Source organism: Paracidovorax wautersii (genome assembly GCF_900113035.1).
GTDB classification, from domain to species: Bacteria; Pseudomonadota; Gammaproteobacteria; order Burkholderiales; family Burkholderiaceae_C; genus Paracidovorax; species Paracidovorax wautersii.
Window position 1 is genome coordinate 162,152 of sequence record NZ_FONX01000001.1, and the last position, 12,105, is coordinate 174,256.

At 68.6% G+C, this 12,105-nt stretch carries 6 protein-coding genes and 2 tRNA genes; 2 read left to right on the forward strand and 6 right to left on the reverse strand.

What is annotated here, in order from left to right:
- The first annotated feature begins 29 nt into the window (after positions 1–29).
- Both treY and glgA read left to right on the forward strand, forming a co-directional pair.
- Positions 30–5,033 carry a malto-oligosyltrehalose synthase gene (gene treY / locus BM070_RS00590; protein WP_092936567.1) on the forward strand — a complete coding sequence of 1,668 codons (5,004 nt, stop codon included), beginning with the start codon at positions 30–32 and terminating at the stop codon, positions 5,031–5,033.
- Positions 5,030–6,535: a glycogen synthase GlgA gene (gene glgA / locus BM070_RS00595; protein WP_092936569.1), complete on the forward strand. Its 1,506-nt coding sequence runs from the start codon at positions 5,030–5,032 to the stop codon at positions 6,533–6,535. Before treY ends, glgA begins: the two co-directional genes overlap by 4 nt.
- Before the next feature lie 181 nt (positions 6,536–6,716).
- On the opposite strand, the gene BM070_RS00600 is transcribed toward glgA, so the two are convergent.
- From BM070_RS00600 to uvrC, 6 genes are all read right to left on the reverse strand, one after another.
- A tRNA-His gene (locus BM070_RS00600) sits at positions 6,717–6,792 on the reverse strand.
- A gap of 53 nt (positions 6,793–6,845) precedes the next feature.
- Entirely contained in the window at positions 6,846–8,753 is a 1,908-nt protein-coding gene (locus BM070_RS00605; protein ID WP_092936571.1) for a SurA N-terminal domain-containing protein, read from the reverse strand.
- Between the two features lie 59 nt (positions 8,754–8,812).
- Positions 8,813–8,888, reverse strand: a tRNA-Val gene (locus BM070_RS00610).
- A 16-nt stretch (positions 8,889–8,904) separates the two neighbouring features.
- Positions 8,905–9,177, reverse strand: coding sequence for an HU family DNA-binding protein (locus BM070_RS00615; RefSeq protein ID WP_056164954.1), 273 nt, complete (start codon positions 9,175–9,177; stop codon positions 8,905–8,907).
- Between the two features lie 274 nt (positions 9,178–9,451).
- Positions 9,452–10,021 (reverse strand): CDP-diacylglycerol--glycerol-3-phosphate 3-phosphatidyltransferase, encoded by a 570-nt coding sequence (gene pgsA, locus BM070_RS00620; RefSeq protein ID WP_092936573.1) that lies wholly within the window; start codon positions 10,019–10,021, stop codon positions 9,452–9,454.
- Positions 10,022–10,061: 40 nt separating this feature from the next.
- On the reverse strand, positions 10,062–12,071 hold the full coding sequence (uvrC, locus tag BM070_RS00625) for an excinuclease ABC subunit UvrC (protein WP_092936575.1): 2,010 nt from the start codon (positions 12,069–12,071) through the stop codon (positions 10,062–10,064).
- Between the last annotated feature and the right edge of the window lie 34 nt (positions 12,072–12,105).

Below are 12,105 nucleotides of genomic sequence, written 5' to 3' on the forward strand. Positions count from 1 at the left end.
GGCAACGACGCCGCTCCCAGACCGCCCCCATGCATCTCTCCACCGCCGATCTGGCCCAACGCGCGGCGCAAGCCGGCATCGCCACCGAATACGCCGACTTCTGGGGCCATCACGTTCAGGTCGATGACAGCGTGCTCGACCAGGCCCTGACGGCCATGGGCGAACACACCCAGCCGCGCCACCCCGAGCCCGTCGTGGTCGATCAAGGCAACGCCGCCACAGTGGGCTTTCCAGCCGACTGCGCCTGGTCCCTGCACGCGGACGAGGACAACACCACCCACCCCATCGCCCAAGGCTACGGCCACGAGGCGCAGCTGCCTGCAGACCTGCCCGCCGGCTACTACCGCCTGCACGCCGGTGGCGAGCCGCACCGGCTGGTGATCGTGGCGCCCGCGCAGTGCTGGATGGCGCAGGCGCTGCGCTCGGGCGAGCGCTGGTGGGGCGTGACCGCGCAGATGTATTCGCTGCGCTCGGCCACCAGCTGGGGCATCGGCGACTTCACCGACCTCGCGGCGCTCGCCGGCATCGCCGCCGCCCAGGGCGCAGCCTTCATCGGCCTCAGCCCCCTGCACGCGCTGCGGCCTGATGCGACGCACCAGGCCAGTCCCTACGCGCCCAGCAGCCGGCTGGCGCTCAATCTGCTCCATATCGACGTGATGGCTGTCCCCGAGCTGGCGCAGTGCCAGCCCGCGCAGGACCTGATCCAGAGCGCCGGCTTCCAGCAGCGGCTGGCCGAGGTGCAGGCCAGCGACACGGTGCGCTACGAGGAGGTGGCGGCACTGAAGGAAGCTGCGCTCGCCCAGCTCTGGGCCCACTTCTCGGCGCAGGAGCTGCGCCAGGGCACGGAGCGCGGCCGCGCGTTCGAGGCCTTCGCGCGCCAGCACGTCAGTACCCTGGGCCTGCACGCGCTCTACGAGGCGATCCAGCTGCACCTGCGCGCGCAGGACGCCGCCATCTGGGGCTGGCCCGCCTGGCCCGAAGCCTTGAAGGACCCGGCCGGCGCGGGCGCCCACGCCTTCCAGGCCGAACATGCAGACGCCGTCGCCCATCGCATGTGGCTGCAGTGGATCGCCCACGAACAGCTGGCGCAGGCATCGGGCCGCGCCCGTGCGCTCATGCCCATGGGCCTCTACTGCGATCTGGCCGTGGGTTCCAGCGACGGCGGCTCCGAGACCTGGATGAACCCCGGCCTCTATGCGCGCGGCATGAACGTGGGCGCCCCGCCCGATCCGCTGAGCCTGCAAGGCCAGGACTGGGGCCTGCCCCCGGTCAACCCCGTGGCGCTGCTGGATGCGGAGCTGCTGCCACTGCGGCGCCTGATCGGCACGGCCATGCGCCACTGCGGCGCGCTGCGGCTGGACCACGTCATGGGCCTCATGCGCCTGTACTGGCAAGGCGCGCACGGCGGCACCTATGTGCACTACCCGCTGCAGGCGCAGCTCGCCGTCCTGCGGGTGGAGAGCCACCGTCTGCGCTGCATGGTCATCGGCGAAGACCTGGGCAACGTGGCGCCCGCCATGCGCGACGCCATGGCGCAGCACGACGTGCTCTCGTACCGCCCCCTGATCTTCGAGCGCTTGGCAGACGGCGCATTCCGCCCGCCGGAGCAATGGCACCGCCAAGCCCTGGCTGTGGTCACCACGCACGACCTGCCCACGCTGACGGGCTTCTGGGCCGCGGACGACATCGCCATCCAGCACCGCCTGGGCTGGCTGAACGAAGGCGATGCGCATGTGCAGGCCCTGGTCGCACGCGCGCAAGGCCGCACGCAGCTGCTGGCCGCGCTGGACTCGGCCGGCCTGCTGCCCGAGGGATTGACGCTCGATCCCCATTCGGCGCCGACCATGACGCCCGCACTGGCCGCCGCCGTGCACGCGCTGCTCGCCACGACGCCCTGCCAACTCGTCGGCGTGCAGCTCGAAGACCTGACCGGGCAGCTGCACCAGCCCAACGTTCCCGGAACGATGGAAGACGTGCACCCCAACTGGCGCCGCCGCATGGGCACGCCGCTGGAACAGCTGGCGGCCGACCCGTTCTTCGTGGCCATCACCACGGCCGTGCGCGCGCAGCGCGCGCGCCCAGCCCTCGCCGCCCAGCCTGAGCTGCCGCCCCTGGAAACGGCCGACGTGCCGCTCGCCACCTACCGCGTGCAGATGCATGCGGGCTTCACGTTCCAGGACGCCACCGCCATCGTCCCCTACCTGCAGGCGCTGGGCATCAGCCACCTCTACACCTCGCCCTACCTGCAGGCTGCGCGCGGCAGCACGCACGGCTACGACGTGGTGGACCCGTCCCGCCTGAATGCCGAGATCGGCACCGAGGCCGATCACACGGCCCTGTGCGCCGCCCTGTCCGAACGCGGCATGGGCCACGTGCTGGACACGGTGCCCAACCACATGGGCATCGACGACGCCGCCAACCGCTGGTGGCAGGACGTGCTGGAGCACGGCCAGGCATCGCCCCATGCCACCCGGTTCGACATCGAATGGAACCCGCCCACGCCCCAGACCGGCCACCGGGTGCTGCTGCCCGTGCTGGGCGACCACTACGGCCGGGTGCTGGAAGCCGGCGAGCTGCAGGTGCGCTTCGAGGAGGCGGCCGGCAAGCTGCATCTGGCGTACTGGGAGCGCGGCATTCCGCTGGACCCGCGCTGCTATGGCGCCCTGCTGGGGCAGATTCCGCTGCCCGTGCCGGGGCCGGAGATCGCAGCCTCCGCCGTGGCCGAGCTGCAATCGCTGATCGACGCCTTTGCCGCCCTGCCGCCGCAGGACACGCCCGATGCCGGCCAACGCGCCGCCCGGCTGCGCGATGCACCGCTGCTGCAGCAAAGGCTGGCACGCCTGGCCGTAGCGAATGGCTGGGTGGCCGGCTGGATCGGCACCTGCCTGGGCCGCATCAACGGCACGGTGGGCGAGCCCGCGAGCTTCGACGTGCTCGACCGCGTGCTGGGCGCTCAGGCCTACCGGCTGGCGGACTGGCGCGTGGCCGGCGACGACATCAACTACCGCCGCTTCTTCGACGTGAATTCGCTCGCGGCGATCCGCATGGAAGACCCGGAGGTGTTCGAGGCAGTGCATGCCCTGCCGCTGCGCTGGGCCGCCGAGGGCAAGCTCACCGGCCTGCGCATCGACCACCCCGACGGGCTGGCCGACCCGGCCGAATACTTCGAGCGGCTGCAGCGCCGCCACCTGGCGCTGCAGCAGGCCGCAGGCGTCGCCCAGCCGCGCGCGCTCTACGTGCTGGTGGAGAAGATCATGGCCGACCACGAGCCGCTGCCCGCCGACTGGCGCGTGCATGGCGGCACGGGCTATCGCTTCAGCACCCTGGTCACGGGCCTCTTCATCGCGGCCGAAGCGCAGGCGGACTTCGACGCGCACTACGCGGAATTCACCGGCGACACGCAGGCCTTCGACGAAGCGGGCTACGAATGCAAGCGGCTCATCATCCAGAGCGCGCTGGCCTGCGACCTGAACTGGCTGGTCGATACGCTCAGCCGCATCACGCGCGCCGACCGGGCCGTGTGCGACTTCACGCGCAACCAGCTGCGGCTGGCGCTGGTGGAGGTGGCCGCATTCTTTCCCGTCTATCGCACCTACATCGTGCCCGGCAAGGGCCCGGCCAGCGAGGCGGACCGCCGCCACATCGCCTGGGCGATCGCCGCTGCGCGCCGCCGCATCGGCACTTCCGAAGGCGGGGTGCTGGCCTATCTGCAGTCCATCCTGCTGGGCGAGGAAGGCGCCGGGCCCGAGCTGCGCGCGAAGTTCATCCGCCGCTGGCAGCAGTTCACCGCTCCGGTGATGGCCAAGTCCATCGAAGACACGCTCTTCTACCGCTACACCCGGCTGGTGTCGCTCAACGACGTGGGCGCCGAGCCGCGCCGCTTCGGTCTCTCGGTGGCCGCGTTCCACCAGGCCAACCAGCAGCGCGCGCGCTACCTGCCGCACAGCATGCTGGGCACCTCCACCCACGACAGCAAGCGATCGGAGGACGTGCGCGCCCGGCTCAACGTGCTCTCGGAAATGCCGCATGCCTGGAAGGCTCTGGTGCACGATCTGGAAGCGCTGGGCCAGCGCTTCGGCAACACGGTGGATGGCATCGACGCGCCCAGCCGGCATGACCTCTGGAGCCTGTGCCAGGCCATGGTCGGCATCTGGCCGGTGCAGCGCACCACGGCCGAGCAGCGCAAGTCGCTGGTCGAGCGCCTGCAGCAATACATGGTCAAGGCCATGCGCGAGGCCAAGCTCGCCACCAACTGGCTTTTCCCCAACGAAGCCTACGAAGGCGCGGTGACGCAATACATCGAGAAGACGCTGTCTTCGGAGCGCTTCGTCAGCACGCTGGAAGACTTCGTGCAGCGCGTGGCGCCGCAAGGCTTTCGCAACAGCCTGTGCCAGCTGGCGCTCAAGCTCACCGTGCCGGGCGTGCCCGACATCTACCAGGGCTGCGAGGTATGGAACTTCTCGCTGGTGGACCCGGACAACCGCCGCCCGGTGCAGTTCGGGCCGCTCGCCGATTCGCTGGCCTCCGTGCAGTCGATGTATGCCCAGGGCCGCTTCCCCACGCCGGCCGAATGGCGGCAGGTGCTGGGCGACGGGGCGCAGATGCCCGATGCCGCCAAGCAGCTCGTCAGCTGGCGCCTGCTGCAACTGCGCCAGAGATTCCCGGCGCTCTTCCGCGACTCGACCTACCTGCCTCTGTCCATCGATGGCGGCGACGAGGCCGCGGATGCCCGCGCCCTGGCCTTCGCCCGCATCCGCGAGGGCGAGGCCTGCGTGGTCGTCAGCTCGCGGTTGATGGCGCAGCAGCCACCGGCAGAAGGCACAGGCTCCGTCGCCGGCGCAACGCTCGACATTGCCCAGGCCCATCCGGCGCTCGCGAAGCCGGGCCGCTGGCTCAACTGGCTGACCGGCGAAACCTTCGGCACGGACCGACCCTGGCCGCTTTCGTCCCTGCTGGGAAGTTGCAATGACGGCACGGCACGGCTGCCTTGGCTGCCATTTGCCGTGCTGATTCCGGTACAAAGCGACGCATGAAAATCCTGTTCGTCACCCCCGAGTGCGCCCCCTTCGTCAAGACCGGCGGACTGGGCGACGTCGCCGCCGCCCTGCCCCGCGCCCTGCGCGCGCTGGGCCACGACGTCCTCACGCTGATGCCCGCCTACGGCGGCATGCCGATCGACGGTGCGGTCCAGCGCGTCATCCAGGTGCCGCAGACGGCGCGCTGGCCTGATGCGCAGCTGCTGCAGGTCGAACAGGCGGACGGCGGCCGCTTCCTCTTGCTCTCTTGCCCATGGGCCTTCGCCAGCGTGCGCTCGCCCTACGGACCCACCGGCGCGGACGCCGCACCGCACGCGGCGCTGCCGTTCGGGCTGCTCTCGCATGTGGCGGCGACGCTGGCCACCGACCGCAGCCCGCTCGACTGGCAGGCCGACATCGTGCACGCCAACGACTGGCCCTGCGGGCTCGCGCCGCTCTACCTGCACCACGCACGGCAGGCCGGCCACGCGCCCACCGCCCGCAGCGTGATGACCATCCACAACCTGGCCTTCCAGGGCGTCTTCCCCATGTCCGCCGCCGACCTGCTGGACGTGCCCGAGGCCTACCGCGGCATGGGCGGGGCCGAGTTCTGGGGCCAGCTCTCCATGCTCAAGGCCGGCCTGCAGCTGGCCGACGCACTGACCACCGTCAGCCCCACCTATGCCCAGGAGATCCAGCAGCCCGCACTGGGCTTCGGCCTCGACGGCGTGCTGCGCAGCCGCGCCGAGCACCTGCACGGCCTGCTCAACGGCATCGACACCTCGGTATGGAACCCGCGCAGCGACCCGCTGATCGCGACAAACTACAGCGCCGATGACATCGCCGCCAAGACCCGCAACCGCTCGGCCCTGCGCCAACGTGCGGGCCTTGCGGAAACCGACCGGCCGCTGCTGGGCCTGGTGGGGCGGCTCACGCAGCAAAAGGGCGTCGATCTGGTGGTGGCCGGCGCACCGCGCCTGCTGGCCCAGGGCGCCCAGCTGGTCGTGCTGGGCAAGGGCGATCAGGAGCTGGAGGCATCGCTGCTGCAACTGGCCCAGGCCTACCCGCAGCAGGTGCATGTCACGCTGGGCTTCGACGAAGCGCTCGCACACCAGATCGAAGCCGGAGCGGACTGCTTCCTGATGCCATCCCGCTTCGAGCCCTGTGGCCTGAACCAGATGTACAGCCAGGCCTACGGCACCCCGCCCGTCGTCACCGCCACGGGCGGACTGGCGGACACCGTCACGGACGTCACCGCATCGCCCACCACCGGAACCGGCTTCGTCATGCCCCAGGCAACGCAGGCCGCCTTCGATGCCGCCCTGAACGCGGTGATGGAGCTATGGGGGCAACCCCAGGCGTGGCAGGCGCTGCAGCGGCGCGGCATGCAGCAGGATTTCGGGTGGGATCATGCGGCTCAGCAGTACGTCGCGTTGTATGAGGCACTGCTCGAGGCGCCCACGGCTCTGGACTCCGTGGCGGGCAGCGCAACGCCTTTGGCGCTGGCGCCTATCCGCTGAGCTATCCAGCAGCGCGCGCTGCTGCAGGCTTGTGGGTGGGTGGGCGAAGCGGTTCGGCCTCAGCGACTTGCGCGAGTCGTTGCGCCGCTCACAGAGCGAGTACCTCCCGCACGAATGCCAACCGCGGGCACCAAACAGAAAAGCCGCTACAACTTTGAGAGCTGTAGCGGCTTTATTTATCTGGGGTGGCTGATGGGACTCGAACCCACGACGACAGGAATCACAATCCTGGACTCTACCAACTGAGCTACAGCCACCGAAGAATTGAATTATAGCCCGAAAATTCGGGCTGATCCGATTCTTTCCGAAATCATTCCGCAGCCGGCTTCGGCGCCTTGATGCGGACGTTGAAGCGCTGCTTCAGCAGGTCATAGTAGGCCAGTGCTTCCGCCGAGCCCCAGGCTTGCTGGTACTGCTGGTGTTGCTGCCGGGTGGTGGCGGCATCGGGGGCGGTGCGCTCGATCACGCGATCGATCTTCACGATCGCATAGCCTTGTGCGCCCAGGTCCACGCCCGTCCAGGCCGGGAGCTGGTCTGCCGGCGCCTGCAGCGCGGCGGCGACCAGGGCGCGGGGTTGGCCCTGCATCTGATCGCGGGCGATCGTGATGGGCGCGCCCAGGCCGGTGGCGGTCGCAGGGGCGGCCTTCCAGGCGGCCAGCTGGGTCTCGCCTTCCTTGCGCGCCATTTCGGCAGACTTGTCGGCGATGAACATGTCGCGCACCTGATCGCGCACCTTGTCGAAGGGCAAGGTCTGTGCGGGCGTGTAGGCCGTGATACGGCCTGCGGCCATGGTGTTGGGCGCGATCTCGACGGCTTCGGTGTTGCGCTTGTTCTGCAGCGAATCCGGCTGGAACAGGGCTTCGAGGAAGCGGCTGTTCGCCAGCGGGCCGGTGGCGCCGGGCTTGGGCAGGCGCGACACGTCGGTGGCGGTCTGGATCTTCAGCTTGAGCTTGTCGGCCACGGGCTTGAGGCTGTCGGGCTGTTCGTACACGCTGTTGGCGAAGGTCTCGGCGACTTCGGCGAACTTGCGCTGCGCCTGCTGCTGCTTGACCTCGTTCTCCAGCGAGGCGCGCATTTCCTCGAAGCTCGGCTGGCGCGGTGCCTTGATGTCGGTCAGCTGGATGATGTGGTAGCCGAAATCGCTGGTCACCACGTCGCTGATGTCGCCCTTCTTCATCGCGAAGACCGCATCTTCGAAAGGCTTGACCATGGCGCCGCGGCCGAAGAAGCCCAGGTCGCCGCCGGACGGGGCGGAGCCGGGGTCTTGCGATTCCTTCTTGGCGATGGCGGCGAACGAAGCCGGGTTCTTGCGGACCTCGGCCAGCAGCGCCTCGGCACGGGCCTTGGCCTTTTCACGCTCGGCCGCAGGCGCGTCCTTGGGTGCGTTGATCAGGATGTGGCTGGCGCGGCGCTCTTCCTTGCCGGCGAGGCGCGCCAGGTTTTCCTGGTAGTAGCTGCGCAGGTCGCTGTCGCTCAGCGTGATGCCGGCGCGAACGGCGTCGAGGTCGAGCACCACGTATTCGACGCTGGCCTGTTCGGGCTGCTGGAAGCGAGCGGTGTGCGCCTGGTAGTAGGCCTGGAGCTCGCTGTCGGTCGGCGTGATCTTGGCCGCGAACGCTGCGGGCGTGAAGCGCGCGATCTGCACCTCACGTCGCTGGTAGAGCGCGTCGAGGGCGAGCTTGGATTCGGCATTGCCGCTGAACGAAGACGAGATCACCGAGCCCATGACCTGGTTGACGGCGATGTCGTTGCGCACGCGGTTCTCGAAGCCCTCGGGCGTCATGCCCTGGGCGCCGACGAGTGCGCGGTAGGCCTCGGCATCCAGCGAGCCGTCGGGGCGCTTCAGGCTGGCGATGGCGGGGATGCTTTGCAGCTCCTGCGCCAGACGCGCATCGCTCACGCCCAGATGCATCTTCTTGGCCGCGGCCTGCAGCACGCGGTCGCGCACCATGCGCTCCAGCGTGGCATAGCGCGCGGCGGGCGTGTCGAGCAGCTTGCCATCGATCTGAGGCGACTGGGCACGGATGCGGTCGGTCTCGGCGCGATGCGCGTTGTCCCACTCGGCCTGAGTGATGTCGTGGCCATCGACGCTGGCGACCACGGGGCTTTTCTCGGAAAAGTAGTTGTGGTCGATGCCGACGAGCACAAAAGACGGAATGATCAGCAAGAACAGCAGGATCATCACGATCTTGGAGTGCTTGCGGATGGATTCGAACATGATCGATCTTTCAATGCGGCAAAAGAAAAGGCGAACTTTCGTTCGCCTTTAAGGGATGGTGGTGGGTGCTGACGGGGTCGAACCGCCGACCTACGCCTTGTAAGGGCGCCGCTCTACCGACTGAGCTAAGCACCCCACCTGAACTTACCCATCAGTTCAGGGCATCTTTCAATGCCTTGCCTGGACGGAACTTTGGAACTTTAGCAGCCTTGATCTTAATGGTATCGCCGGTGCGGGGATTGCGGCCGGTACGAGCGGCCCTTTTTCCGACCGCGAACGTGCCGAAACCGACGAGCGACACCGTGCCACCCTTCTTCAGGGTCTTCTTGACCGCCTCGATCGTGGACTCCAGGGCGCGCGCTGCGGCCGCCTTGGAGATGTCGGCGTTGGTTGCAATGTGCTCAATCAATTCGGTTTTATTCACAAGAAGCCTCTCGGGAAAAGAGTGGAGTAAATGTCTTTTGCAAAATCTGGCCTTCGCCCGCGCCCCTGGGCGGGTGGAAATGACGGCGGGTGAAGGTGAAGGCAGCAGCAGCAATCAGGCTGCTGAGATTAGAGCCATCGGGTTTGCGGGTGTCAATACGAAGACAGGCGCAGAGCTGTGGCGTGGGACGCGATTCTAGTCGCATTTGCACCCCGTTACAGGCAGCACCGCTGCGCGCTTGCAACGCTCTTCGCCGGGGATCGTCAACGCATTCTCAACGCTTCACGCGGGCGCGGATCTCGGGCAGCGCCTTCTGGAGGTAGTACACCATCGACCACACGGTGAGGACGGCAGCCGCCCAGATGAGGCCCGTGCCCCAGAGGCCGGTATCGACCACGCCGAAGAGCCGGCCGTCGTAGAGCAGGAAGGGGATGGCCACCATCTGCACCGTAGTCTTGACCTTGCCCAGCATGTGCACCGCCACGCTCTTGCTGGCGCCGATCTGGGCCATCCATTCGCGCAGCGCGGAAATGGCGATCTCGCGGCCGATGATGATGAGGGCGACGAACACGTCGGCGCGCTGCAGATGCACCAGCACCAGCAGCGATGCGCAGACCAAGAACTTGTCGGCCACCGGATCGAGGAAGGCGCCGAAGGACGAGGTCTGGTTGAGCTTGCGCGCCAGGTAGCCGTCGAGCCAGTCGGTGGCGGCGAACACCACGAACATGACGGTGGCGATGAGGTTGCGCGTGGCCGGCTCGAGCGGCGCGTAGAACACCCCCACGATCAAAGGTATCGCGACGATGCGCGTCCAGGTCATGATGGTGGGGATGGTCAGGAACATGGGCGCGATTGTGTCACGCGCCGGGCCGCCGCAGCGGCGGTCAGCGCAGGGCGCGGTATATCTCTTCGGCCAGCTCGCGCGAGATGCCGTCCACCGTCGCCAGGTCCTCCACGCTGGCCGCTGCCACGCCGCGCACGCCACCGAAGCGCTGCAGCAGCCGGGCCCGCTTCTTGGGGCCGACGCCGTTGATCTCCTCCAGCTGGCCGCCGCCCACGCGCACCTTGGCGCGTGCGGCGCGCATGCCGGTGATGGCGAAGCGGTGGGCCTCGTCGCGGATCTGCGCCACCAGCATCAGAGCGGCGGAGTCGCGCCCCAGATAGACCTTCTCGCGGCCGTCGGCGAAGACCAGTTCTTCCAGCCCGACCTTGCGGCCCTCGCCCTTTTCCACGCCGACGATGCGGGTCAGGTCGAGCCCCAGCTCGGTGAACACCTCGCGCGCCATGCTGACCTGGCCCTTGCCGCCGTCGATCAGCACCAGATCGGGCAGCCGGGCTTGGCCTGCGGCGGGCTCGGCGCCGCCGGCCTCGCGCTGCGCTTCGGCCACCTTGCTGTAGCGCCGCGTGAGCACCTGGCGCATGGCGGCGTAGTCGTCGCCGCCGGTGATGCCTTCGATCTTGTAGCGGCGGTATTCGCTGCTCTGCATCTTGTGGTGATGGAAGACCACGCACGAGGCCTGGGTCGATTCGCCCGCCGTGTGCGAGATGTCGAAGCACTCGATGGTGAGCGTCGCCAGGTCTTCCACTTCCAGGTCCAGCGCCTCGGCCAGCGCGCGGGTGCGGGCCTGCTGCGAGCCCTCTTCCGCCAGCAGGCGCGCGAGCTGGATGTCGGCGTTCTTCTGCGCCATCTCCAGCCAGACCCGGCGCTGCTCACGCGGCTGGTGGACGGCGGAAATGCGCGCACCGACCTGCTCCGAGAGCGCCGCCAGCAGGCTGCGGTCCACGGCTTCGCTGGTGACCAGCACGGGCGGCACGGGCACGGCGATGTAGTGCTGGGCGATGAAGGCTTCCAGCACCTGGGCCTCGATGGGGCGTGCCGGGGCCGGCGGAGCGGCAGCAGGCGCGCCCTCCCCTGCCGCGGCTTCAGGAGCCTCGGCGGCCACAGGGGCCTCGGCCGCGTCTTCGGCCTGGAAGATGGCCGCGGCGTCTTCCACATGCACGGGGAAGTAGGCGCGGTCGCCCAGATGCCGGCCGCCGCGCACCATGGCCAGGTTCACGCAGGCGCGGCCGCCCTGCACCTTCACGGCCAGGATGTCCACGTCCTTGTCGGAGGTGGTTTCGATGGACTGCTGGTGCAGCACGCGCGAGAGCGCGGTGATCTGGTTGCGCACATCGGCCGCCTGCTCGAATTCGAGCCGCCCCGAATGCTCCAGCATGCGCGCCTCCATCGCCTGCAGCAGTTCCTGCGTCTCGCCGCGCAGCATCGCCTCGGCATGCTGCACGTCGCTGGCGTAGGCCTCGGGCGAGATCAGGTCCACGCAGGGGCCGGAGCAGCGCTTGATCTGGTAGAGCAGGCACGGCCGGGTGCGGTTGGCGAACACCGTGTCTTCGCAGGTGCGCAGGCGGAACACCTTCTGCAGCAGCAGGATGGTTTCCTTGACGGCCCAGGCTCCGGGATAGGGACCGAAATAGCGGTGCCGCTTGTCCACCGCGCCCCGGTAGTACGCCATGCGCGGAAAGAGCTGCCCCGGCTGCTCGCCGCTGCCGTCGCGCGCTGCCACGCCGGTGATCTTCAGGTAGGGGTAGCTCTTGTCGTCGCGGAACAGGATGTTGTAGCGCGGGTTGAGCGACTTGATGAGGTTGTTTTCCAGCAGCAGCGCTTCGGCCTCGGAGCGCACCACGGTGGTCTCCAGCCGCACGATCTTGCCCACCATGTGGCCGATGCGCGTGCCGCCATGGGTCTTGGTGAAATAGCTGGAGACGCGCTTTTTCAGGTTGCGGGCCTTGCCCACGTAGAGCAGGCCGCCCTGGGCGTCGAAATAGCGGTACACGCCCGGCAGCGGCGGCAAGGAGGCCACCTGCGCGAGCAGTTCATCGGAGTGCACATCGGACATGCGCGTATTGTGGCCGGCGCCCGCGCCCCGCGAG

Bases quoted from the DNA above. Each gene is read 5' to 3' on its own strand.
- glgA (WP_092936569.1), top strand. From the start codon at position 5,030: ATGAAAATCCTGTTCGTCACCCCCGAGTGCGCCCCCTTCGTCAAGACC.
- BM070_RS00605 (WP_092936571.1), bottom strand. From the start codon at position 8,753: ATGTTCGAATCCATCCGCAAGCACTCCAAGATCGTGATGATCCTGCTG.
- uvrC (WP_092936575.1), bottom strand. From the start codon at position 12,071: ATGTCCGATGTGCACTCCGATGAACTGCTCGCGCAGGTGGCCTCCTTG.
- pgsA (WP_092936573.1), bottom strand. From the start codon at position 10,021: ATGTTCCTGACCATCCCCACCATCATGACCTGGACGCGCATCGTCGCG.
- treY (WP_092936567.1), top strand. From the start codon at position 30: ATGCATCTCTCCACCGCCGATCTGGCCCAACGCGCGGCGCAAGCCGGC.